Origin of the sequence: Stenotrophomonas sp. (assembly GCF_050737575.1) — a bacterium.
GTDB lineage: Bacteria > Pseudomonadota > Gammaproteobacteria > Xanthomonadales > Xanthomonadaceae > Stenotrophomonas.
Map to the genome: position 1 here is coordinate 189,772 of NZ_JBOHXW010000004.1, position 24,321 is coordinate 214,092.

The 24,321-nt window shown below is 62.4% G+C and carries 22 protein-coding genes; 4 read left to right on the forward strand and 18 right to left on the reverse strand.

Features of this window, described 5'->3' with window-relative positions; all coding sequences use genetic code 11:
- Positions 1–3: 3 nt before the first annotated feature.
- The 11 genes from ACREP4_RS09390 to ACREP4_RS09440 all read right to left on the reverse strand — a co-directional run bounded on the left by ACREP4_RS09390 (position 4) and on the right by ACREP4_RS09440 (position 9,386).
- Positions 4–390, reverse strand: a complete 387-nt coding sequence (locus ACREP4_RS09390) for a DUF3613 domain-containing protein (RefSeq protein ID WP_431595920.1) — start codon at positions 388–390, stop codon at positions 4–6.
- Entirely contained in the window at positions 387–1,208 is an 822-nt protein-coding gene (locus ACREP4_RS09395; RefSeq protein ID WP_431595921.1) for a Flp pilus assembly protein TadD, read from the reverse strand. The genes ACREP4_RS09390 and ACREP4_RS09395 overlap by 4 nt, the downstream gene beginning before the upstream one ends.
- Positions 1,208–2,140 (reverse strand): type II secretion system F family protein, encoded by a 933-nt coding sequence (locus ACREP4_RS09400; protein WP_431595922.1) that lies wholly within the window; start codon positions 2,138–2,140, stop codon positions 1,208–1,210. The genes ACREP4_RS09395 and ACREP4_RS09400 overlap by 1 nt, the downstream gene beginning before the upstream one ends.
- 40 nt (positions 2,141–2,180) lie before the next feature.
- Complete coding sequence (locus ACREP4_RS09405) at positions 2,181–3,095, reverse strand: type II secretion system F family protein (protein WP_431595923.1); 915 nt, start codon at positions 3,093–3,095, stop codon at positions 2,181–2,183.
- Positions 3,092–4,444: a CpaF family protein gene (locus ACREP4_RS09410; protein WP_431595924.1), complete on the reverse strand. Its 1,353-nt coding sequence runs from the start codon at positions 4,442–4,444 to the stop codon at positions 3,092–3,094. The genes ACREP4_RS09405 and ACREP4_RS09410 overlap by 4 nt, the downstream gene beginning before the upstream one ends.
- Position 4,445: 1 nt before the next feature.
- Positions 4,446–5,711 carry an AAA family ATPase gene (locus tag ACREP4_RS09415; protein WP_431595925.1) on the reverse strand — a complete coding sequence of 422 codons (1,266 nt, stop codon included), beginning with the start codon at positions 5,709–5,711 and terminating at the stop codon, positions 4,446–4,448.
- 10 nt (positions 5,712–5,721) lie between these two features.
- Complete coding sequence (locus ACREP4_RS09420) at positions 5,722–6,981, reverse strand: type II and III secretion system protein family protein (RefSeq protein ID WP_431596155.1); 1,260 nt, start codon at positions 6,979–6,981, stop codon at positions 5,722–5,724.
- 86 nt (positions 6,982–7,067) lie between these two features.
- Positions 7,068–8,132: a Flp pilus assembly protein CpaB gene (gene cpaB / locus ACREP4_RS09425; RefSeq protein WP_431595926.1), complete on the reverse strand. Its 1,065-nt coding sequence runs from the start codon at positions 8,130–8,132 to the stop codon at positions 7,068–7,070.
- 33 nt (positions 8,133–8,165) lie between these two features.
- The gene (locus ACREP4_RS09430; protein WP_431595927.1) at positions 8,166–8,648 is read right to left on the reverse strand and encodes a TadE/TadG family type IV pilus assembly protein; all 483 of its coding nucleotides are present in this window, start codon (positions 8,646–8,648) and stop codon (positions 8,166–8,168) included.
- Entirely contained in the window at positions 8,641–9,174 is a 534-nt protein-coding gene (locus tag ACREP4_RS09435; protein WP_431595928.1) for an A24 family peptidase, read from the reverse strand. Before ACREP4_RS09435 ends, ACREP4_RS09430 begins: the two co-directional genes overlap by 8 nt.
- Before the next feature lie 11 nt (positions 9,175–9,185).
- Positions 9,186–9,386 carry a Flp family type IVb pilin gene (locus tag ACREP4_RS09440; RefSeq protein ID WP_431595929.1) on the reverse strand — a complete coding sequence of 67 codons (201 nt, stop codon included), beginning with the start codon at positions 9,384–9,386 and terminating at the stop codon, positions 9,186–9,188.
- Between the two features lie 479 nt (positions 9,387–9,865).
- Between ACREP4_RS09440 and ACREP4_RS09445 the strand changes: the two genes are divergently transcribed.
- From ACREP4_RS09445 to ACREP4_RS09455, 3 genes are all read left to right on the forward strand, one after another.
- Positions 9,866–10,819: a helix-turn-helix domain-containing protein gene (locus ACREP4_RS09445; RefSeq protein WP_431595930.1), complete on the forward strand. Its 954-nt coding sequence runs from the start codon at positions 9,866–9,868 to the stop codon at positions 10,817–10,819.
- Between the two features lie 208 nt (positions 10,820–11,027).
- A complete protein-coding gene (locus ACREP4_RS09450) occupies positions 11,028–15,440 on the forward strand; it encodes an ESPR-type extended signal peptide-containing protein (RefSeq protein WP_431595931.1) in 4,413 nt (1,470 codons plus the stop codon).
- Between the two features lie 70 nt (positions 15,441–15,510).
- Complete coding sequence (locus ACREP4_RS09455; RefSeq protein ID WP_431595932.1) at positions 15,511–16,284, forward strand: OmpA family protein; 774 nt, start codon at positions 15,511–15,513, stop codon at positions 16,282–16,284.
- Positions 16,285–16,595: 311 nt separating this feature from the next.
- Here the strand turns inward: ACREP4_RS09455 and ACREP4_RS09460 are convergent, their stop codons facing one another.
- The 7 genes from ACREP4_RS09460 to ACREP4_RS09490 all read right to left on the reverse strand — a co-directional run bounded on the left by ACREP4_RS09460 (position 16,596) and on the right by ACREP4_RS09490 (position 23,342).
- Positions 16,596–16,865 carry a hypothetical protein gene (locus tag ACREP4_RS09460; RefSeq protein ID WP_431595933.1) on the reverse strand — a complete coding sequence of 90 codons (270 nt, stop codon included), beginning with the start codon at positions 16,863–16,865 and terminating at the stop codon, positions 16,596–16,598.
- A 185-nt stretch (positions 16,866–17,050) separates the two neighbouring features.
- Complete coding sequence (locus ACREP4_RS09465; protein ID WP_431595934.1) at positions 17,051–17,698, reverse strand: HD domain-containing protein; 648 nt, start codon at positions 17,696–17,698, stop codon at positions 17,051–17,053.
- The gene (locus tag ACREP4_RS09470; protein ID WP_431595935.1) at positions 17,695–18,153 is read right to left on the reverse strand and encodes a tetratricopeptide repeat protein; all 459 of its coding nucleotides are present in this window, start codon (positions 18,151–18,153) and stop codon (positions 17,695–17,697) included. Before ACREP4_RS09470 ends, ACREP4_RS09465 begins: the two co-directional genes overlap by 4 nt.
- Before the next feature lie 132 nt (positions 18,154–18,285).
- Positions 18,286–18,744: a YrhA family protein gene (locus tag ACREP4_RS09475; protein ID WP_431595936.1), complete on the reverse strand. Its 459-nt coding sequence runs from the start codon at positions 18,742–18,744 to the stop codon at positions 18,286–18,288.
- Positions 18,745–20,091 (reverse strand): PAAR domain-containing protein, encoded by a 1,347-nt coding sequence (locus ACREP4_RS09480; protein WP_431595937.1) that lies wholly within the window; start codon positions 20,089–20,091, stop codon positions 18,745–18,747.
- A complete protein-coding gene (locus ACREP4_RS09485) occupies positions 20,088–20,915 on the reverse strand; it encodes a DcrB-related protein (protein WP_431595938.1) in 828 nt (275 codons plus the stop codon). The genes ACREP4_RS09480 and ACREP4_RS09485 overlap by 4 nt, the downstream gene beginning before the upstream one ends.
- 12 nt (positions 20,916–20,927) lie before the next feature.
- Positions 20,928–23,342 carry a type VI secretion system Vgr family protein gene (locus ACREP4_RS09490; protein WP_431595939.1) on the reverse strand — a complete coding sequence of 805 codons (2,415 nt, stop codon included), beginning with the start codon at positions 23,340–23,342 and terminating at the stop codon, positions 20,928–20,930.
- A 364-nt stretch (positions 23,343–23,706) separates the two neighbouring features.
- On the opposite strand from ACREP4_RS09490, the gene ACREP4_RS09495 reads away from it, so the two are divergent.
- A complete protein-coding gene (locus tag ACREP4_RS09495; RefSeq protein ID WP_431595940.1) occupies positions 23,707–24,306 on the forward strand; it encodes a DUF998 domain-containing protein in 600 nt (199 codons plus the stop codon).
- Positions 24,307–24,321: the final 15 nt, after the last annotated feature.

The following is a 24,321-nucleotide window of genomic DNA, read 5'->3' on the forward strand; positions in this document are numbered from 1 at the left end:
GCCTCAGCGGCTGCTGCCGCCTTGCTTGGAATTGGGCAGGGTGGCTTCGAAGTACTCGGGGATCGGGTGATCGAAGCTGTTGAGATAGCGCTGGTAGCTGCGGCTGGCGGTTTCACCGAGCATCGGCAGCGCATTGCCGGCGTGGCTGCCATCGGCCTGCATGCGCAGCAGGGCGCGGGTGGTGTCGCCTACCTGCGAACGCGTTGAGGTGCTTGTCAGTGGGGTGGTGGCGACGGACGCAACGGCATCAGCCGGCGTAGTGGCATACGCCGTCGCTGCGGGCGCTGCCGGTGCGTCGGCCATGCGCTCGATCAACGGCGTGTGTTGTGCGCAGGCAAGCGTTGGCAATCCAGCCAACAGCAGGGCGGCGATCACGGAACGCTTGCTCATTGCACGGTCTCCTGCAGCGGGGCGGTTGCGGGGCTGAAGCGGTCGAGCATGGAGCGCGGTGGCAGCGGCCGTAGCGAGGTTGTGCTGGGGGCTTGTTGCGCGGCCAGCGATGCGGGCGTTGTGTGGGTATCGGTATGGATGGCGACGGGCCTGCGAAGGGTTGAAGCCAGTCGCAGAATTTCCTGACGTGTGGCCTGCGGCAGATTCGCGCGCTGGATCATCGCGTCGGCCATTTCCGGCTGTCCATTGAGCAAGGCCCACAATGCGAGATTGGACACCGCGCGCACATTGCCTGGCGCGAGTTCGGCCGCCTTGGCCAGTGGCACGCGCGCCAGTTCGAGCTCGCCCGACTGCAGCAGCGCGAAGCCGAGGTCGCCGAGATAGGCGACGTTGAGCGGATCAATCTGCACGGCGTTCTGCAACGCGAGTTGTGCACCGCTGTGATCGTTGTCGGTGGCGGCAATCAGGCCGAGCCCGTGCCAAGCCGGTGCGGCTTGCGGGCCCTTGGTCAAGCTGCGGTACTGCTGTGCGGCGACGGCGCGTTCGCCGGTTTCGCGCAGGCCATCGGCTTGCAGGATGCGCAGCTCCGGGCTGTCGCCGAAACGCTGGCGGAACGCATCGATATGCGCCAGCGAGGCAAAGTAGGCGCCTTGCTGCTGCATCTTCCGGATCAGGTCCAGATACATGCCGCGATCATTCTGCGGTGTTTCGACCAGCGAAGGTTCGACCGGCGGCACTTTGTAGGCAGCACGGTTTTTACCGCAGCCGACGAGCAATACCGGCACCAATAGAAGCGAAAGACAAGTGCGTGCGCGCATCACATTCCCCTGACTGCATTGACCAGTGAGATGATGGCCGGGCCACCGAGGACCAGCATCAACGCCGGCAACAGCGTGACCATCATCACCACGGTCATCTTCACCGAGAGCTTCCCGACCTTCTCTTTCATCTTCATCCGCCGCTGTTCGCGCAAGCGCATGCCGAATTGTTTGAGCGGTTCCTGCACCGCGCCGCCGTGTTGGTGTACCTGCAGGATCATCTGCATCAGGCTGCGCAGGTCGTCGTTGCCGAAGGAGTCGGACAGGCGTCGCAGTGATTGCTCGCGGCTGCGCCCGCGCGTGTAAGCGACATGGGCCAGCTGCAGTTCCTTGCCCAGCACCGGTACGGCGATATGCAGCTTCTCGCCCATCATCTGCAGGCTCTGGTCGATGCTGAAGCCAACGCCTTGCAGCAGCCGCAGCAGGTCGATCAACAGCGGCAGTTCGTCATCCACTTTTCTGCGCAGGCGCGCTGCCCAGGTGCGCAACACCAGCTTTGGCAGCAGGATGCCGAGCGCGAAACCCACCATCAGCACGATGAAGGCTTGGCCGCCGGAGGGCCGCAACAGCAGCAGGCCGAGCACGGGCAACGCCACTGCCAAAATCACCCGCAATGCAAGGAATGCAGCGGTGCCGGTGGTGTGGTTCCAGCCCACCTGTTCCAGCAACAGGCGGTCTTCCGGCGCCAGCAATGCCTTCTGCACGCGGCTGCCTTCAAAGTGTTGGCCGATGGCCGACAGATCCGCCAGGCGCTGCTGCAACCAGCTGCGCGGCGCGGTGGTGTCCGGGGCAAGATGCTGTGCGCTGTCGAGCGCGCTCTGCAATGCGGCGCTGGCCTGTTGCGTGCGACGGCCGTGATACAGCAGGCCGGCGACCGCCAACAGCAGCGCGATGACTACCAGCATCAAAGACAGTGACAGCAGCAGGTTCATGGCGCGACCTCTGATCTGTTCGACAGCATGGTGGATACGTTCATAGCGATTTGGCCAGGCGATACAGCAGGAACGCGCCGATGGCTTCCATCGCCACCGCCATCAGCAGAATCTTCTTGCCCAGCGGGTCATGGAACATGGGCTGGAAGAAATCCGGGCTCAACAAGGCCATCAACATGGCTGCGATCACCGGCAGCAGCCCCAGCACCCAGGCCGACATGCGCGTCTCGGAGGTGGTGGCCTGCAGTTCGCGCTGTACTTCTTCCAGATCACGCATGAAATCACTCATGCGCTGCAGAATCTGATCGCTGCGGCCGCCGATGCGGATGCTGGTGCCCAGGATCACCGACAGCATTTCCAACGGACGCAAGCGATACGCCTGCGCTGCCTGCTGCAAGGCGCGGTCCAGGTCCATGCCGGCGCGGGTGTAGGTCAGCGCGGAGTCGAGGATCGGCCGCAGCGGTGGGTCCACGTTCTGCGTCGCGCTCTGGAATGCCATCGACAAGCTGTTGCCGATGCCGGCCATGCGCACCATGTTTTCCAGGAAGTCCGGCATCTGTGCCACCAGTCGCTGCTGGATCTTCTCGATGCGACGGAACAGCCACAGCCAGGCGCCCAACAGGTACAAGGCCAGCACAAAGACACCGAAACCGACCGAATTCATGCGCAAGCCGGCGCCTATGCCAGCCAGCAGGCCCGGAACGAGCAGCAAGACGAGCGTGCGCGCGGATTCGGGCAGACCGGCGCGGCGTAGCAGTTCGGCCCAACGCCGCGTTTTCTTGCGCTGCGCGGCCGGCGTGTCTGCGTTGCGTTGTGCATCGGGATGCGACAAGCGTGTTTCTGCGTGCTCGGCGGCGGCGCGTTGTTGCACGCGCGTGGCCAGCCCCCACCACAAACCCATCGCAACGGCGACGAGCAGCAGGGCGGAACTGCCGAGCAGCAGAGGCAGCATCATGCAAAGTTCCCCATGTTGGCTTCGCGCAGTTCCTGGCGGAAGGGTTCGAGTTTGTAGTTGTGCGGGTGGAAGCCGAGTCCGGCCCAGCGATCACGCTCGCGACCATCCTGCTCGATCCACGGCTCGTGCTTGAACAACTCCTGGCTGGTAATGATGTTGTCGCTGACGCCGGTGATCTCGGTGATTGAGGTGATGACGCGACGGCCGCTGCCCAGCCGCGAGATCTGCACGATGAAGTTGATGGCGCTGGCGATCTGCCGGCGCAGGCTTTCCTCGCTGCCGTTGAAGCCGGCAAAACCCGCCAGCATTTCCAGACGGTAGAGGCAGTCCCGCGGGGAGTTGGCGTGGATGGTGGCCATGGAGCCGTCGTGGCCGGTGTTCATCGCCTGCAGCATTTCCAGCACTTCGGCGCCGCGCACCTCGCCGACCACAATGCGGTCCGGGCGCATGCGCAGGCTGTTGCGAACCAGGTCGCGGATGCTGACCGCGCCGGCACCATCAAAGCCGCCCAGGCGACTTTCAAGACGAACCACATGCGGATGGTTGAGTGCCAACTCGGCGGTGTCTTCAACGGTGACCACGCGTTCGTTGTGCGGCACGAAGGTCGCCAGCGCATTCAATAGCGAGGTCTTGCCGGAGCTGGTGCCGCCGGAGATGAGGATGTTGCAGCGGCCGCGCACCAGTGCGTGCAGCAGGGCGTACATCGGCTTGTCGAAGGCGCCGCGTGCGAGCAGTTCGTCGGGGGTGAAGGGATCCTTGCGGAACTTGCGGATCGACACCATCGGGCCATCCACCGCCAGCGGCGAGATGATGGCGTTGAGGCGGCCGCCGTTGGGCAGTCGCGCATCGACCATGGGATTGGAGTCGTCCAGCCGGCGGCCGAGCGGGGCGATGATGCGGCGCAGGATGCGCAGCAGGTGGCGGTCGTCGCTGAAGCGCTGGGTCGCGCGACGCAGCTGGCCGCCGCTGGAAATATGCACGTCCTTGTAGCCGTTGATGAGGATGTCCTCGATCTCCGGATCATGCAGCAGATCATCCAGCGGGCCGAACCCGGTCAGCTCCTTGTGCAGCGCGGTGGCGACCGCTTCCATCTCCTGCGCGTTGACCGGAATCTTCCACTCTTTGACGAATGCGGCGGTCTGGCTCTGCACGTACTTGCTGGTGGTTTCCGGTGACCACGCGTCGATATCAACCCGCTGGTCCTCGATGTGGTTGAGCAGGTATTCGTGCGCGGCCGACAGCACGCTCTGGAACTGCTCGGACTGTTCAAACGGAACGCTGGCCGCCGGCTCGATGGGCAGCGGCGGAACCATCGGGCGTGCGGGTAGGGGAGTGACTTTGTCTTCCATGTCATTTGCCCAACAGGTTGGCGAGACGGGTGAATGGTGAGCTGGAGGCGGGCGCGGCAGCGTGCTTGCTGTCCAGCGCCTGCAGCAGCGGCAGCAGGGCTTTGAGGTAGGGATCGCGCGGCGCCGATTCGGTAAGCAGATGGCCCAGGCCCGCGTTGGAACGCAGCACGCGGGCGCGGTCGGGCAGGGTGGCGAGCAGTGGAAGGTCGAAGCGCTGCGCGATCTGCAGGTCGTTCAAACCGCCATTGGCGTCGAAGCGGTTGACGATAAGCTTCAGCCGCGCGTCGCGTTGGCCGCGCTGTTCCAGTTCGCGCATGGTCTGGTCCAGCGACACCAGCGAGCCAATGGCCTGGTCGGCCACCAGCCAGATGTCGGTGGCTTGCTGCAGCAGGCTGGTTGGCATGAGTTGGATGGGCAATCCGCCGGCATCGCACAAGGTGATCGGAAATACGCTGCGCAGGCGTTCCAGCAGGGCGGCGGGTTCGTGCTTCTTCAGCAGGGTGCCACTGGCGTTGCCGAGCAACGACAGGCCGCTGGAGTGATGGGAAAACGCAGTGGCGGCGAAGGTGCGATCCAGCCGGTCGACATTGCTCAATGCTTCTTCGTAGCTGAAGTGGCTTTCCATGCCGAGGTACAGCGCGGCATCGGCCGACGGTTGGCCTACGTCGAGCAGCAACAGTTGCGTGTTGTGTTGGCTGTTGTCGTTGACGCTGGGATCCTGCCTGACCAGCAATGCGCCAAGATGCGTTGCCAAGGTGCTGGTGCCGATGCCGGCGCGCACGCCCAGCAACAACACCAGGCGGCCGCTGGGTTTGCTTTCGACGACGGGCGCGACGCTGGGTTTGGTCGACGCGGGCGCGCTGCCAACCCGCTCGAACACTTCCAGCATCTGCGCGGTGGTGTTGTCGATGTCGATGAAGTCACGCACGCCCGAACGCACCGCCGCCAGCAGATGCGTGGCTTGTTCGGGGCCGGTGGTGCCGATGCCGATCAGCGAACGATAAGCCTGATGTGCGCTCAACTGGCGGGCGATGTCGGTGGAGTAGGCCGCATTGCCGCCGCAGTAGTCGAGCAGAATCACCGCCGCGTCCGGCGCGCTGTCCAGTAACTGGCGTGGCTGGATTTCGCGGCTGTCGGCCCAGCGCAGATCGACATGCCCGGCCAGCACGCTGCCCAGCCGCGCGATGTGCCGGTTGTCCGGCGCATACAGCACCAACTGCAGATGGGTCGCGCTTTGGGTCAGGGGCAAGGTCATCACCGAGGACATGAGTGGGACTTCAGCGTGAGAAGCCGGGCAGTTGATCCGGGCTTGCGGGATGCAGCAGCCAGGAACCCCAGACCGGCAGGTTGGGTTGCGCTTCGCGTTGGCCCGGCAGCGGGATTTCGCTGCCGCGCGCCAGCGGCCGTACCAGACGTGGCGTCACCACGATCACCAGTTCCTTGTCCTCGCGTTGGTAGGAAAGGTTGCGGAAGAACGAGCCGATGATCGGCAGATCGCCGAGCAGCGGAATCTTGTTCACCACCGACGACAACTGGCTGCTGACCAGTCCGCCAATGACGAAGCTCTCCCCGTCACCCAGTTCAACCGTGGTATCGGCACGGCGCGTGGAAATTGCAGGGACTTGTGTGCCGTCAATGCTGATGCCGCGGCTGTAATCCAGATCGCTGGCCTCCGGTGCGACTTTCAGCGAGATGCGGTCGGCCGACAGCACGGTCGGCGTCACGGTCAGGCCGATGCCGAAGGGCTTGAAGGTGACGGTGGTGGTGCCCAGCCCCTGCGGCTCCAGGATCGGCAGTTCACCGCCAGCCAGGAAGCTGGCGCTTTGGCCGGACAGCGCCACCAGTGTCGGCTCGGCCAGTACGCGGGCCATGCCGTTGCTTTGCAGGATGTCGATGTTGGCGGTCCAGTCGTGGGAGATCGACTTCAGCACCAAGTTGAATGCTGACGAAAGCGCGCCACCATCGGAACCTCCTGTTGGCGAGGTCATCCCGTATTTGAATCCCTGGCCGTTGCCGTTGCCATTGGCGTTTTCAAAGTTGATGCCAATCTGCCGCAGCACCTTCTTGTTGAACTCCACCACTTTTACTTCCACCTGCACCACGCCACCGTGGCTGATGGTGGCAGCGTCATTGATGGCGCCCTTGTCACCGACCGCCGATGCGGCAGCCTTGCGGCTGGCTTCGTGTTCCAGCAGTGAGGTGGAGCTGCCGGACAGCAGCGCCTGGCCGGCCTGCACGGTCACCGCGCTGCCACCGCCATCGAGCAATCCGCCCTGGATCGCATTGCGCACTTCTACGCGGATGCGTTGCGGCGTGGCTTGCTTGTTCAGCCACAACAGCAGTGTGGTGCTGCCCGCTGCCTTGCCAACCAGCAAGGCTTCGTTGTTGCGCCCAATGCGGGTGATGTCGGCAATGGACGGATCGGCGATGGCGATGCGCTCCACGCCTGCAGGCAGGTTCCACGGGCGCTGCTCATTGAGTTCCAGCAGCACGGTGTTGGCCGATACTTCCGCGTGCGCCAGCGGCGCGACAAACATTGGCATCGCGCCGCCGCCGAGCAAGGCCAGCGCGGTGATGAGAGACGTGGCTTTGAGTGGACGTTGCAGCAAGTGATGGCCCCCGGTCATGGCGACGACTGACGATTGGATGGCGTGGTGCCACGGATGATCTCGATGCCCTGCCGAGTCGCCGGTCGCGTGGCGCGCGGTCGCGACGGTGCCGCAGCGATAGGTGCCGCTGCGGCAGGTTTTCTGGCGGTGGCGTCACCGACCAGCGCGGCCAGGCTGATGCCTGCATAGGCCTGGTTTTCCGGGCGTTCGGCAGCTTCGGCATCCATTGCATCCAGGTCGCGGCGCAGCGGCAGTACCGATGCGGGCGTGGCGAAGATCGAGGCGTCGGCCAGTGCGGTATCGCCCGGGTTGCGCAAGGCCAGGAACAACTTGCCGCTGTGCGCTGCCAGCAACAGGCGTCCCGCGTCCTGCACTGGCACCGCAAGGATGGCGCTGCGTGCCGGCGCGGTGTTGCCGTCGTTCTTGCCCGAGCCGCTGCTGTTGCCGCGCGAGGCAATGGTTTCGGCGCGGCTGCCGGGCTCAGGTTGCCCGGAGGCGGAGGCATCTTCCGCTTGCGCGGCGGCCTGCTGCGTGCCCACATCTTCGGCGCCATAGCCCAGCACCCGCAGCCGTGACAACAGCAAACGTGCCTGTGGGTTGTCGCGTTGTGCACCCGCTTCAGACGGTGCCTGCAGGCTCATGAAGACATCGACGTAGTCGCCCGGCGTGATGCGGTTGCTGACGCCGGCCAGCTCGTCAACGGGAATGGCCACCGCGCGCTCACCGGGCTTGATGCCTGCGGCAATGCCCTGCAGCAACTGCCCGGGTGCAACCATCGCACCAGCGGCGATGTCGCTGTTGGGAACCCGGCCGACCACCTCGGTGATGGCCGGAAAGCCTTCATGGGCGGCGACCTGCAGTTCCGTGGTTGAAAGGTCGGCGGCGGTGATCTGTTGCCCCGCCGGCAGCGCTCTGGTCGCTACAACGACCACGCGTTTGGGCACGCTGGGAGCGGGCTCGGCCTTGACCGTGAGTTCGGGCGCGGAGGTGGTTTTGCGGCCGATGCCGACGGCCAGGATCGCCAGTACCACGGCAAGCACCAGCAACAGGATGGCGGCGATGCGGATTGCCTTTGGCATGGTGTGACTCCTCCTCCTTGGAGATTGCGACGGTCAGCGGTTACCTAGATCCAACTGCACAACGGCGCTACTGCTGAGCGATTTGCCCAGGGTCCAGCCCAACAGTCGCCCGGTGCCGGGCAGGAACGGATGGGCATCGTGGTCGTAGGAAGCAATTACCCGGATGCACTGCACGCTGCTATCAGATGTGCACGCAAACGGCTGCGAAACGGTGATGGGTGGCGCGTTGGCCGCGCTGCAACTGGGCGTGGATCTGGAGAAATTCAGAAGCCACTGCATCGAGCGCGCTGCGGCCATGCAGGCATTGGCGCGGCGCTCGGGTATGTCGCCGTAGCGCAGCGCTGCGCGCGCACCCTCGCCAGCGGCAAGCGTCAGCGATTGCTTGGCGGCAAAGATCATCACGCCGCTGAACGTCACCAGCAGCAACGGCAATACGCCGAACATCATCAGGAACGCGAATTCGAGGGTGATCGCGCCGCGTGCGTTGCGACGTCGTGGCGGCTGGCGCTCAAACATACCCACCTCGCTGCAGCACGTAGCCGATCATGGCAACGCCCAGATACGCCGCGTAGGGAATGCCCGCGCGCCCTTGCCGGGCCGCGCGCAGGTTGCGTTGCCAGTCCTGCAGCCAGCCGTTGCCGTGATACGCCGTGCTGGCTCTGTACAGCGGAATAGGGAGGTAGCGCACCGCCAAGGGCCACGCGACGACGAGGAACGCGTGACCCCCGGCGGCCAAACTGGCGCAGACCCAGATGGGCAGCAGCGCCTTGGCACCGAGCAGAAAACCGATGGTCGAAAACAACTTCACATCGCCGGCACCCATCCAGCCGATGACATGGAACGGAAGCAACACCGCCAGCCCGATCACGCCACCCAGCAGGCAATCGGCGACGGACGGCGCAGCGCCGTTGCCAAACAATTGCGCGACCAGCACCACACACAACACCGCCAGCAACACGCGGTTGCTGACGCGCCGAGCCGTCAGATCGCTGATAGCGACCTGCAGGCCCAGCAACAGTGCGGTGAGCGTGATGAGGGTCATGGCGGGCTCTATCAGCCGCCACCACCGCCGGCTGGCGCAGTGCCTTCGTCGACAACGCCTCTGAGTTTCTCAAGCACGGTCTCGAAGATTTCGGTCAGGCCGTCGCGTGCGAAGAAAATAATGATGCCGGCAATCACTGCGGCCAGCAGTCCGTATTCAAGTGCGGTGACACCGTCTTCTTCTTTGAAGAACTTGCGGATCCGAGCGTTCATAGCGATTCCCCTGATGACCCGGTGTCGATGATGCTCCGACGGACAGCCGGGCAAAACTGGGCATTCCTGCCCGAGAGTGGTCATTGGGTTTGCGTGATGCCGACCGGTGCGTTGATAGCTGTTCGACTGCCGTGTATCCGGCTTTCCCCAGCCGTTGCTTCCGTATTGCCCCTGTCGACATGCATGGCATGCCCGTGAACATCATTGCAACGTGTGTGTGAAGGAAGGTGCGCGAATTCGGCAAAAAATAACTCTTTTTCATATCTGTGATGCGTGTCGCCATTTCGCGACTGGGCTCTTACGGGTCCCTCATTGTTTTTTTGTCAGTATCGGTAGCGAGCGAACAGCAGAAGCTATTTGCTCACGACGTTTTGTAGGGAAGTTCAGGATGTGCGTCAGGGGATTGCGGGCTGAAACGCAGCCGGCAGTGGATAGTCGCTTCTGAATTCAGTTCCTTCGGGAGCTGCAAAGGCGTTCACATGGATGCGGTGGCTGACGGTCGAGGTTTGCGCTCGTTTGATTTGACAGCGTTGGGTAACACCCTGCGTGTCTGTCATGTCGAACTGGTGCTGCTGGACGACCAACCGCCCACCGCTGCCATCTCGTCGTTCGTGCATGACCAGGCGCTGCTGTGCAGCTTTGAAACGGGTGCGCGCACGCGCGGACGGTTTGTGTTGCCGCTGGATTGGTGTCTGCTGGGTTGGCTGCAATCAGCCGATGCGCAGAGCAGTTGGTGCCATGGCGTGCCGCTGACATCGGGCAACATCATTTCGGTGATGCCCGAGGGCGTTACCGAATTCGCCTTGGGCGCGGGCAGTCGCGCAACGTTTGTACTGGTGCCACTCAAGCGTTTTCAGGAACGCGCCACAGCGCAGCGCCTGGCCGGACTGGGTGAAGCGCCGGCTGGGGTTCCACTGGTCAGCAGCCGCACCCATATTCCGCTGCAGGCCTATTACCACGGGCTGCATGAGCGCATTGCGCAAGGTGAAGTCAGCGCTGGTGAAATCGAGGCAATGCTCGATGCGCATGTGAAAGAGCTGGTTGCCAACGGCCCGGTCGAACGCATGAGCTGCAACCGCAGTCGCCGTGTGCGCTATCTGATTTTCCGCCGCGCCGAAGACATGATGTATGCCAATCTGCGTCGGCATATCTATATGCAGGAGCTGTGCGATGCGGCCGGCGTCAGCGAGCGCGCATTGCGCTATGCATTTGAAGAACTGGTCGGCATTTCGCCGGTGCGTTACTTGTCGATGCTGCGGCTGTGCGAAGCCTGCCGCAGCCTTTCCAGCGCCGATGCCGGCCGCAAGTCGGTCAAGTCCATCGCGCTGAGCTGTGGGCTATGGGACTTGTCGCGCTTTGCCGACAACTACCGCCGCGTGTTCGGCGAGCTGCCCAGCGAAACCCTGATGCGCGGGACGTATACGCCTGCTTGAGCCGTGGGTTGACCGGACGCGGGATGCGCATCACCCAATAACGACGATTGCCGAATACGTGCATCGGCTTGCCGGTAACGGGCAACGCTTTGCCAAATCGTCCTATGGGTGTGCCGGAAGCGGGCAATTTTCAGCGCACGCAGAAGGTGTACTGGCCTCACGAACCAAGACCCGTCCGCGCCCGGATGGATCGACACGGAGGCTCCACATGAACCGCATCTATCGATTGGTCTGGAACCGCACCCTCAACGCATTCGTCGTGGGTTCCGAACTGGCCAGCGCACAGGGCAAACGCTCAGGTCCATCGAAGTTGTCACCGGCTGCATCGTGGCGCCTGGCAGGCTTGGGTAGCGCCATCGCGTTGGCCATGGCTGGGCCAGCAGCGGCAACCGACGCCAAGCTGGCCGACCTGCAGGACCTGGTGGCCAAATACAGCACTACCGACGCGCAGCAGATGGTGTCCGCCGCGTTGCCTACGGTGAATGCGGGGGTGTCGCTCAATGCCTCGGTGAATCTGCCGGCACTGGTGCAGGTGGATGCTGCCGCAGCGCTGACGGTCAAGCCGCGCGCCGCCGCTTCAACGGCCGGCGCACGCGCGCAGTTGGGTGTGCGTGCGGCATTGCCCCAACTGCGGCCACATGCCTCTACGGCAACGCCGGCAGCCGCACTGTCGGTCGTGGCCGATGCTGCGCTCGGATTGAAGCCGGTAGCCGCCAACGCCAATGCCGCGGTGACCGCGACGGTGGGGCCGCTGAAACACAACGGATCGGGCCTGAAGGGCTTGGCCAACGTACTGCTGCCGGGCAGGGAAGAGGGCGGTAGCCCGCTGCACGGCACGCTGGTGTCCACCGTGGGCGCGGTCAAAGAGCTGACCGGCGAAGTGGTCACCGGCAAGCCGGTGGCTGCGGTCGAAACGCTGACCTCGCATGCAACCACTACGGTGGCCTCGCTTACCGAGCACGTAGGTAGCACTGTTGCCGGCGTTGGCACGGTGTTGTTGCCCGGTAAGGAAGAAGGTGGCAATCCCGTGCGTGACACGGTGACCGGCACGGTTGGCGCGGTCGAAGCGCTGACCGGCGGTGTCGCCAAAGGCACCGGCTTGGGCGGATTGGTGAATGGCCTGGTCAACGGTGTTGCACCGGTGTTGAACGGCGTAGGCGATCTGCTCGGCGCAGTGGTCGGCGGTGTGACCGGCTCGGACACGCTGGGCACTGGCATCACTGATACGGTCGGCACGCTGACTGGCGGGCTGAAGGACACCACCGGCGCGCTGGCCAACGGCGATGTCGCCGGCACGGTGGAGAACCTGCTGGGCACGGTGGACGGCACCGCTTCTACCCTGCTGGGTGCGACCGGCAATACGCTGGGCGGCATCACCGGTTCGGGGTCGGGCGTAAGCGGTGTGACCGATACGTTGAGCGGCGTGATCGGTGGTGTGACCGGCGGCTTGTCGAACGTGATCGGCGGGCTCACTGGCAACCCGGTCACGCCCAACGCGGCACCGGCAGCGCCGGGCCCGTCGGGATTGATCGTCGGCAACGGCGGGTTGGTGGGCTCCGTCAACCAACTGGTGGATTCGCCGCTGACGTCGATCCTCGGCGGCAACGGCTACATCCAGAACGGCAGCCTGAAGGTCAACAGCACCAACGTGATGCAGGCCTACTCCTCGCTGGAGTTGCTGGGGACGCTGCCGGTGGTGAATCTGAGCCCGGTGGGCGGGGTGCTGGATGGGCTGGGTGGTTTGACCACCGGTGGGAATTCGCATCTGACCTTGATCGGCGGCGTCACCTCCGACAGTTACATCACCCACATCAACAACGGTGATCCAGGTGGCCTGCTTGGCCTGGTGTTGCCCGACGGCGCGCCGGCCTGGGCCAAGGATTGCCTGGACTTGCTGGGCTTGGCGCAGGTGAAGTGCTGGGCCGTGCCCGCCGCGCAGGACTATCAGGTGCTGATCGGTGACGGCGCCTTTGCCAACGGCTCCAAGGAAGTGGTGATCGGCAGCAATGCCGAGCATCGCCTGCCAACGCAGACCGCAGACCAGGTGTTCGTTGATGCCAACGGCGTCATGACCGGCGTTCCGACTGCTGATTACGATGCACGACAAGGGCATTCGGTGGTGGTCGGCGACAGTGCCAAGGGCAGCGCCAATGCGCAGACATTGCTGGGCGCCGGCGCAACCTCGGACAAGGCCAATAGCGTCGCGTTGGGCTTCAAGTCCAACGCCGCACGCGGTGGTCAGGACAACTACGCCGCCTTCGGTTTGACCGCTGCACAAACCTCCATTGGTGAAGTGGCGGTGGGTTCGGCAGGGCGCGAGCGGCAGATCACCCACGTCGCTGCCGGCAGCCAGGACACCGATGCCGTCAATGTCATGCAGCTGCGTGGTGCGATCGATCAGATTGATGATCTTGGATTGGCGGCAGTGGTCTACGACGAAGACGCTGCAGGCGTCATCAACTACGGCAAGGTGACGCTGGGCGCCGGCCAAGCCGCCAACGGTACGGTGCTGGCGAACCTCACTGCCGGCGCGGTTGCGGCGGGCAGCATGGAAGCCGTCAACGGCGGCCAGTTGTTCGCCACCAACAGCGCGGTGGCTTCGGCTATCGGCGGCACGATGCAGTTCAACAACAGCACCGGCCAGTGGAGCGCGCCCAGCTTCACCATCACCTCCATCACTGCCACCGGCAGCACCAGCCAGCAGACGCTGGGCAATGTCACCGACGCGTTTGCCGCGATGGACGACTCCATCGTCAACGTCAATACGCGTATCGACAACATCCAGAATGGCGGGGCAGGCAGCGAGTACTTTGCGGTGAACTCGACCAAGGCGGCAGCTTCGGCAACCGGCCAGGACAGCATGGCGGCCGGCCCGGAAGCGACCGCCGGCGGTGACCAGACAGTGGCCATCGGTGACGGTGCCAGCGCATCGGCAGCCGGCAGTGTTGCATTGGGTGCGGGCGCGCTGGCCGACCGCGCAAATACGGTGTCCGTTGGTACTGCGGGGGCCGAACGCCAGATCACCCATGTCGCCGACGGCAGCCAGGACACCGATGCGGTCAACGTCAAGCAGCTGCGTGGTGCGATCGATCAGATTGATGATCTGGGCCTTGCGGCGGTGGTTTACGACGAAGACGCCAATGGCGTCATCAACTACGGCAAGGTGACGCTGGGCGGCGGACAGGCCGCCAACGGCACGGTGCTGGCAAACCTCGCTGCTGGCGCGGTTGCGGCGGGCAGCATGGAAGCCGTCAACGGTGGTCAGTTGTTTGGTCTGGGCAACTCGATGGCGACGTATCTGGGCGGCGGCGCGACCTTCAACGGTGGCGTGCTCGGTGCGCCGAATTACCAGATCAACAGCATTGGTGTGGCGGGTGCGGCGTCGCTGCAGCAGTTCGGCGATATCGGCAGCGCGTTCACGTCCATCAGTGACTCGTTGCTCAACCTGATGAACCTGCCGCGTACTGGGCCGGTGGGCGCTGATCCACTGGCGGTGCAGTACACCGCCGATGGCGCGGGCAATCCTACCAACGAAGTTCGCCTGGCCGGCGATGGCAGCGGCGCAGCGGTTGCACTGGGCAACGTCGCCAACGGCAGTGTCGCGACCGGCAGCCTGGATGCGATCAACGGTGGGCAGCTGGCGGCGACCAACGAGGCGTTGGCCTCGGCCATCGGCGGCACGCTGCAGTACAACAGCAGCACCGGGCAGTGGAGTGCGGCCAACTTCACCGTGACCTCCATCAACAGTGCGGGTACCAGTACGCAGCAGACGCTGGGCAACGTCACCGACGCGCTGGCGGCGATGGATGGTTCCATCGTCAACGTCAACAATCGCATCGACAACATCCAGAACGGCGGTGCCGGCAACGAATACTTCGCGGTGAACTCGACCAAGGCGGCCGCGTCGGCGACGGGCCAGGACAGCGTGGCCGCCGGCCCGGCAGCCACGGCCAGCGGCAATCAGGCGGTTGCCATCGGTGACGGCGCCAACGCCTCGGCAGCAGGAAGCGTGGCCTTGGGTGCCGGCTCGGTGGCCTCGCGCGCCAACACGGTGTCCGTTGGCACGGCCGGTGCCGAACGCCAGATCACCAATGTCGGCGATGGCAGTGAAGCCACCGATGCAGTGAACGTCCGCCAGCTGCAGGCATCGCAGCAGGGCACGGTGCGTTACGACCAGAACACCGACGGCAGCACCAACTACGGCAGCGTGACGATGGGGCGCCCGGGCACCAGCACGGTCATCCACAACGTGGGCACCGGCGTGGCGCCGACCGACGCAGTCAACGTTGCACAACTCAACAAGGGCTTGGGGGACGTGATGGACTGGTCGAAGAACTACACCGATCAACGCTTCAATGACGTCAACCGCGACATCAAGCGCATCGACGACCGCGCTTCGGCCGGCGTCGCCTCGGCGATGGCGATGGCAGGTTTGCCGCAGCCGACCGAAGCCGGCAAGCGCATGGCGTCAATGGCCGCCAGCACCTTCCACGGTGAGTCGAGCATGGCGGTGGGTGTGTCCGGCGTCACCGATGGCGGCCGCTGGATCTACAAGCTCAGCGGCTCGGCCAACACGCGTGGCGATGGCGGCGTGACCGTCGGCGCCGGCTTCCAGTGGTGATGACAGACAGCGTGCCGGCACCTGCGTGTGCCGGCACCCGACAGCTGCGCCAACGCGCACGGGGGATGTGATGAACACGAAATGGTCTGTACTTGCACTGGTAGTGACGTTGGCCGCCTGCAGCAGCAAAGGGCAGGTGCGCGACGACACGTTTCCCGATCCCGCCCGCGCCTATCCGGCCGGCGGCACCTACGTGAATCTGGACAACCTGCGCCAATACGCGCCGGGCATGAGCAAGCAACAACTGCAGTCACTGCTGGGCACACCGCATTTCAACGAAGGGTTGTGGGGCGTGCGCGAATGGAATTACCTGTTCAATTTCCGGGGAAGCGTTGGCGCCGAACCGATCAAGTGCCAGTTCCAGGTGCGGTTTGGCGATGGCGGCATCAGCACCGGGCAATCGTGGAAACCGGAAAGCTGCGCCGCCTTGCTGCAACCCGCTCCCGCGCCGGCGCCACCTCCACCGCCGGTAGCAGAAACACCGCTGCGGATTTCGGCCGATGCCTTGTTCGCTTTCGACAGCGCCACCCTTGCCGAAGCCGGCAAGGCACGCCTGAGCGAAGTGGTGCGCAGCCTTGGCCCGCGCATGAATGAAGTGAACCTGGTCGTCGTCGGCTACACCGACCGAATCGGCAGCGATGCCTACAACCTGGGTTTGTCGCAGCGACGCGCGGAAACCGTGCGCGAATATCTGGTGCAACAGGGAATTCCTGCCGGCTCCATCCGCGCAGAAGGGCGGGGCAGTACCGGCCCGCTGGTGGATTGCGAAGGCTCCAGCGGCAGTGAACTGGTGACGTGCCTGGCACCCAATCGCCGCGTGGAGATTTCCGGCATCGGCAGCTGAAAGCAGTGTGTGCAAGCGTCCCGGCGGCATTCCCTCCCCAATCCGCCGCCGGGATTGCTGCACGCTCGACGCGCCTGCCGGGCGGCGGCCTCATGCGCAAGTGCAGGTGAGCGAACCCACTGATTCGTGGGGAAAGGAAGGGAGCAGAGTGGCGCGGCAGCCGGCGTTCCGAATCTCCCCGCCGGTTGATGCTTTGCTCCTTTCCTTTCTCGACGGATTTGGTGAGGGATTCTTAAGGATGTTGTTGTGTGCCTGCAGTGCAGGGCGTTCGCGCCCGCTCTCCAGTGCGCGTGAGGAAGCGATGGGCTGTCTTACAAATTCCAGGGGTCAAAGACTTCCCATAGCTTGTCGCGCAGTGCGTCGAGTTCCCGGTTTGCTTCGATCCTCTGCTCTACTTCAGGAGCGTGGACGTAGTACTCGGAGAATCCTCTGCCGCCCGTCGCCATGCCCAGATAGATGGAGGCCGCGTTTTCAAAGCCTGCAGGATCCATTTCTCCATCGGGAGAATAGAATTTGTTGAGGGCTGTCGAGATGCCTCTGCTCCAGTTCTCCTCATTCTGCTCGATTAGCAGGTCACTCAACTGTTGCAGAAGATCGTGCGCGAGTCTGGCTGTGCTCCGAGGAACTGGGGATGTCATCTGTTGATTTGTATCGGTAGGAATTCTTGTGGTTCAAGGTCGAGCAAGATTGCTCACAGTCGACTCGCTTCAGCTCCAGTGCTTTCGATTGGCGCGTTCGCGCCAATTGAAGCTATCCAGAGGCAAACCTATGTAGCTTGGCTGTCAGCTGCTTTCGATGCAGCTTCAAGGTTGCGGGTCAATTCACGCATTCGAGTGACCGTAATCCTGATTTGGAGTGCGGGGGCGGTGTCAGCGGCGTCGAAGATTTCGGATAGCGCTTGGTAGTACTGCAGTGTTCCTTCAGTGCCGCCTTTGAAGCGTTTGAAGACAGTTAGGCCCATGGCCGGATTTTCCAGGTCTTGTACGATGGTGCGCGCGTTGTGCAGCTTGTCACAGGCCGATACCAAAATGACTTCCGCCGCGGCCTGCCTCAGATGCTCAAGATAGGAGCGTTTGCGCGCAAGCCATTCGTTTTCCATTGCTCTCGCATCATCCGGCCTGACTTTCTGCTCTGCGGTGCTATCAGAACAGCCCATTACTATGTTCGCGACGGCACTGCCGAACTGCGCTTTGATCAAGTGCTCATGCATGCCGCCGCAATCTTCAACAACGTCGTGAAGCACTCCTGCAATGGCTTGGTCTTCGTTGCCACCAAATTCGATGATCAGGCAGGTAACACTGAGCGGGTGATATATGTAGGGCGTGTTCGAGCCCTTCCGTACGTGCGCTGCGTGTGCGATGCGAGCGTAGTCGATGGCGCGAATGAATTTGTCGGTAAGAAGGGATGCCTTCATTTGGCCGTGTGCTCTGGCTGTAGCTCGATTTTTAAGGTCAGGAGCCGGAAGTACTTAGGGTCATCTTCGGAGAAAATTTCATCACCTCCTCCCATGTATGCGCGTAGCAGCTCTTGAACCGCCGCTTCCATCTCCCCTTGCTCGAAAAGAACTTGGCCTCGTCGCAGGTGAATAAATGGATTCCCTATTGCGGAAGGGCACTGCATTGCATAGTCAAGTGCCTCTCTTGCTGATATGAAGTATCCCGCCTTGAATGCAGCGTCAGCGATGGCGGTTAATATCCAGGTCGATGCCTCCCATTCTGTCTTCGGTTGGGGGATAAATTCCCAAGCGGAGTTGTACTTCTTGAGTGCCTCATCATATTTGGCGGCTTCTGCAAAGATGTCGCCTTCTGCGGAAAGTTGCTGAATTCGGTTGTGTATGTGTTGATCCAATTCAAGCTGGTCTTCAATCATTGATTTCCCTTCTTTGCAAAAGCAGGGGTGGCTAGTTTTTGATCGATCGCGTGCCAGCGGAAGAGCGGATGACTCATAAATGCTGAAATTTTGATTTTGTCTTCTTGTTGCTGAAGTGATGTGATCGCAAGTTCAAGTCTGGCCGAGGCTCTTATTGATCGCGTACTCCGCAAGATCCTTGAACGTGCCGAAGGTTTCGTACGCGTAATCCAGTGGGACACGGTCTCGCGCTTCGTACTGTCTGGATTGGGTGTTGTATAGGTAATAATCCAGGTTGTCTTCGCCGATCAATATGAATTCTGAATAATTTCGGCTGGCTAGGAAGACGGCGTTCTGCTCAAGAATTCCATATAAAACGGCAGTTTCACCTGTTGCAGTTGAGTTCTCTGATGGGTACAGGGATACGCCGTTCCAAGCATATCCATTGGTGGATTTCAGAAAATCCGTGTACTCGGTAGGCAGCGCCATTCCTAGTTGCTCTATTGCTTTTAGTTGGAGCGATTCTATCTGCTCGATGGTTGCAGGAGGCTGCAGTCTTGATTGGTGCGCTTGTTGCTCCTCTGCAGCACGCTCAAGGAGTTTTCTGTACATTTAATTTGCCTTCTTTGGGTAGATGAATCCATCTGGGATTGGGAAGTCGACGATGCGGCTGTCGCCAGGCTTCATGTCTCCCGTAAGGCTTCGTTGCTCGTTAGTTATGGTTTTGTGGTAAGGCTCATTCTTAATTAGTACAAGGTTGCCTGCGGAGTTATCGCCGCCGTCGTCCAGTGGACGTTTGTGATGAACCTGCCAGTCCTTGGGTGGTCGACCATTCGCTAGGCCAGAGATGTCATTTTCAGTCAGGCCGGCCTCTTTCAGAGCAGATCTATTTTTTGGGTCGGATGCTAGGCCTTTGAGGAATGTTTCGCGCGCGCCGCCGGACTTGTCGAACTCGCTGCGCAGCACTTTTGTCTCTTCGGGAGCTCGCTTTATGTACTCAAATCGTTGTGTTTTTACATTCGGCAGCTCGACTTGCGCACCGCGAAGTTTCCCCACGAAGGGTTCCTGATTCTTTGGTCGCATTCCAATCTCAACATTTCCAAGATTGGAGCCGAGCTTGTTTGGATTTATTTTTACTTCCGTGCGGTTCAGGACGTCGATTGCGCTGCGTCCTCGTTGCGTCTTGGCTGCCCTTGTGCCAATGCCCAATGTTGCAAAACCAACCGCACCCACCATGATGTCGCCATAACCCGGGCCAAGCGATTCGCCCCAGCTGTGCAGGGCTTCCATGCCGAGCATTGAGCCGCCGACGACCACTCCGAAAACCGCAGTGGCTCCAATTCCCGCAGCAATTGCGCCCAGCGCCGCGCCACCAAGGGCTGCGAAGCCCAAGACCTGTAGGCCGGTCTCGAACATTTCTTCGTGGTCGGTGACCTCCACAACGCAGATGGTTGGTCCGCCCACCGTGACGTTGTTACTGCCGCCTTTGATCTTCGCGCCGCAGACCAGCCGCATCGACTGGCGTGCCATCGGCCTGCCATTGATGGTGACGGTCTTTGAGCCCTCGGCGATCAGGACCGGCGCAGGCATCGCAAAGTGATTCATCGGTGCGCCGCTACAGCCGGCTGAGAAATCCACGCCTGCGCGCAATGCCGCCCGGCCATTGACGGTTACCCGGCTGGGCCCGGCAGCGGCGAGGACGCCGGTGGTGGGTCCGGGTAGATCAGCGGCCTTCATGATGCCGCGTGCGAGTGAGCCACCCGCAAGGCCGCCGCCGGCAATGCAACCACCCACAATGACGGCGATAGCCAGGCCGCCGGTGGCGACGCCGGCAACGACGATGGCTGCAGCAACCGCGGCACCGATCACGGCGCCTGCGACCATGCCGATCAAACCGAAGCCGTGAACAACCTCATCGGCCAATCGCGCAGCACGCAGTGCAGCCTCGGCACCGCTCATGCCAAAGCGTCGGCTGGCAAGGCAGTTGCAAGCAGATGGCTGTTTATCTGCTCCAGGGTTTCAAAGGGTGCCGCACCTTGCGCGATGGTCACGCCGCTCATGCGTTTCATCAACGGCAATGAAACACCTGCAGTGTCGGGGGCGAGTTCATAGAAGCCGCGTTCTATCCGCAGCATGCTGCGACGATTGGGCTTGATGAAGTGTGGCTTGAGGGGCATGCCGCTACTGGCAAAGAACACCCAGCCATCGTCCTCGACTTCCAAAGGATCTATCTGGTGGCAGGCATCATGCGCAGCAGCAAACACGTGCAACTGCCGGTCGCGCGCCGAAAGCGCGAATACATGGGGAAGCGCACTTGCAACGGCGGTTTCAGCGGTCATCGGTACTTCGATCTCGCGCTCAAACAATTTGAAGCTTGCCAAGAGCGTCGGCCACATCTCATCGATTTGCGCGAATTCGTCTGCCATCGCCGAAGCGGTGAGTGTCAACATCACCGATTGATGGCGGACGTAGAGCTGGCGTTGTCTCAGCAGTGCGCTGCCATTGCTGCGCCATTGGTAATCGACGACGGCGGCAGGCTGTCCGTCGATCTGCGCTTCAATCCGCTCAATCTGCCTGTAGCCAGGGAAGCTCTTCCTGGCGGCTTCCTGCTGTGCGTCGGCGTACTCGGCCGCTGTGGCCAAAGGTGTCTCATAGTCACGCGTCAGGATGATCGCCGCATCCTTGTTGCTGTTCTTTCCGGGGAGCCGGAAAACGTTCATGGACTGGTCGCGCCAACCAGCTGGCACGCACAACAGACCTTCATGGAGGTGATAGTTAGGCATTGATCTTCTCCGTCACGGATTGAGGTCGACAGACGAGGTGCCGACGATCTGCACGATTTTTCCGTTGAGCAGGATCGTGCCGTCTGCCTGCAATTCCAGGCTGCTCTTTCCAGCCACCAACCGCACGAGTGTTTTGCCGGTGATCGTGACGTGCTCCGTTTCAGATTCCAGCGTTACCGCGGCTTTCGCTTTGGCTGCGATATTCGCGGCTTGCGACGTTAGCTTGATTTCGGTCTTCGCCTTGACCGTGATGCTTTCATCGACAGACGTGATCTCAATGGATTTCTGCACCGTATTTGTCTGAAGCCCATGGCTGACCACGTTGGTCTGCTCGGGTCCTTTGACCACGGTCGCCATGTTGTTCAGCGTCGTGACATTCATGTCCTTCTGCGAAAACAGATCAATCAGCTCCTGCCCGGCGGTATCGCGAATCGTCATGCGGCACTGGCCGCCGCCGCCCGGCGTGGAGTTGCTGATGAAGCCCATGACGTTGGCCGCTTCGGGGCCGTCGAATGGCATCTTCTGTTGCGCGTTGAACAATCTGCCGGTGCTGACCGGGCGGTCGGGGTCGCCTTCGATGTAATCGATCAGCACTTCCTGGCCGATGCGTGGAATGGCGACCGTGCCCCAACCGCGTCCTGCCCACGGCTGCGATACGCGAATCCAGCAGGAACTGGATTCGTTGTGGCGGCCTTCCAGATCCCACGGGAACTGCACCTTGATGCGCCCGTATTTGTCGGTATGGATTTCCTGTCCCGCCGTGCCGACGACGGTCGCGGTCTGCGGGCCTTTCATGATCGGCTTGGCGTGGTGACGCACGGGGCGATACGGAATCTTTCGCCGGATCAAGGTCAGCGTGTTGCTGTAGACATCACCGCTGCCTTCGGTGACGTCGTCACCCAGGTTGAAGTTGTTGCGCGCATCGATCTGCGTGCCCACCACCAGGAAATCCGCATCCGCGTCGGATTCAAACCAATGGTGCCCGGTGAGCACGAAGGTGTGCCCGGCCTGTATGCCGCGGCATTCGGATTGGGCGACGAACAACTTGGCCTGCCATTCGTAGGCTTCCATCAGCAACTGCGCGTCGTGGCGACCGGCCTTCTGGTCTTTGTGCGTGAACGCCGGATTGCCGTGATACACCGTCAGCTTCGGCACATCGCCTTGTTCGGCCAAGGTCGGCTGTTCAACGTATTGAATGGCGTAGGGGTCTTTGTACTTGAACGTGTTCAAAGCGACCGCGCTGGGCTGGAAGCTGCGGTGCGCCGACAGCGCGGTCAATGTGTCCTGCGCATCCACGCGATCGCCGGCGTTGTAGCGCACCACCGCATGCGCTTGCTGCGCGGGGCAGCACGATGAATCAGGTGAATCGTCGCTGATGATCAGGCTGTGGCCATCATCGCGATGCTCGAAGTAGTAGAACAAGCCGTGGCGTTCCAGCAGACGGCTGACGAAATTCAAATCACTTTCGTCGTACTGGACGATGTAGGTTTCCGGGGCAGGGCGCTTGCTGATGCGCAACTGGTAGTCAGGCAGGCCGCCGTAGTCTTTGAACACTTTGTCCAGCACATCCAGCACCGACATGTCCTGGAAAATCCGGCTGGTGATGCGCGTTTGCAGGTACCACAGCCACGGTGTCATCTCGGCGGTGTACATCGCCAGGCCGCCATCGGTGCGCGAGAAGCCAAAGGCGGTGATGTAGCCGTTGATCGGATGCTCACTGCCATCGGCAAGGCGGATGCCGACGGTGAAGCTCTTGCCCATCACCTCCTGCAGATCGATATCCGCGTTGCGCGACAGCAGCTGCAGCCGGTAGTGATACGGGTTGGAGAGCGCGGCATTGCCTTCCAGCGCGGCGATGTACAGCCGCTTGTCATCGCCCAGCGGTGCATGCAGCCGCAGCAGTCGATTGCGGTCGTCCAATACGCCGGCGGCGCTGCTGTCCAGATCCTGCGGACGAATAAGCGGCGGTGCGTAGAACTCGGGCGACTGAATGAAATCACCGATCGCCTGGCCGCCGAGCGGATGCACATCCGGCCGCAAACTGCCCGGCACAAATGGTGGGGTCGCGCTGGCCGCCAAGTTCGGCACGGCACTGAACGTCTGCGCCAGCGATGCGACCTGCGACGCGGCACCGGTGACCTGCGCTGCCTCAGGGCTCGCCAATCCCACCAGCTCGGCGCCCTTGGCCATCAAGCCGCCCACATCGATGTTCTGCGAGGTCTGCAGCAACTCGGCGGCGGACTTTGCCGCTGAAAGCACCTTCTGCGCTTTGGCGACGGTTTTGTTGTCCACGGCGCCCATCACGGCGTCGGCGGCATTCAGTGCCATCGACGGGGTGAGTTCAACGCCGGAAGACGGCTTGGCGACGAACCCGGAGGACGCTCCGCTGACGGGAGCGGAGAACGTGGATTTGGTCTTGTCTGACATGCAGCCTTCGTCCTTGGCTGGCGAAAGACGGCAGCGCTTGGGGGACTGGCGAATATAGGAACAAGCCCTCAGCGAATCTCTGAGAAACGTCTGAAAAGGCGTAGCCACTTCCGCGTCGGCGCTGAGTGGTTCGCTAAGGGAACTACGGACTTATATTTCGCAGAAAGGTGGCGAGTTCGGATGGCTTTTCTGCGAATGGCGATGCCGGATGCGCATCGATAGGTGCTTCGGCGCGCGCCTGCGTGAACCTTCGAGCGATCGCGCATTCCAAAATGCAATCGTGCAGCGGCATTCGACAGCCCTCACAATGCAGCGGTCAGCCGGAACGCCTGTGTCCCGGCCATAGCCGGGCAGGGTGCGTGTTGTGTCGAAACTGAAAGTGTTGGCGTGGGCAGGGCCGGTCGCGGCGGCGGTGTGGCTTGTGGCGGTGATGGTGTTTGGCGCCCGTCTGGATGGCTACGACCAACTGCGCCATCCGATTTCCCTGCTCGGCGCGCGCGGCGTGCCCGGCGGTGAACTGTTCAGTGCGGTCGGTTTTGTGCTGCCGGGCCTGTTGGCGGTGCTCGCCATGCTCGACCTGGTGCTGCGCATGCCGGCCAACGCGCCGCGCAGCTTGCGGGTAGGCGGGCAGATGCTGCTGCTGGCGGGTATTGCCTTCGTTGCGATGGGGCTTTTGCCGCTGGACATGGACGATATCGAGAGCCGCGCCAGCCAGTTCCACGCCAGCGCATGGTTGCTGTGGCTGGTGGCGTTCTGCGCCGGTGCCATCGCATTGCGGCTGGGCGCCGGCAAGGCCAGCCCGTGGCGGTCACTGGCAACCTTGGCGGTGGTCTGCGCGATCTGGAGTGCCTGCAGCGCCTTCCTGTTCCAGGCGGCCATGCCGGTGGCGATGGCGCAGCGGCTGGCCTTCCTGGGGTGGCTGGTGTGGCTGTTGGCGGCGTGGCGGCTGGCGCCGGCACGCTGAAACGCGCCAGTGGCT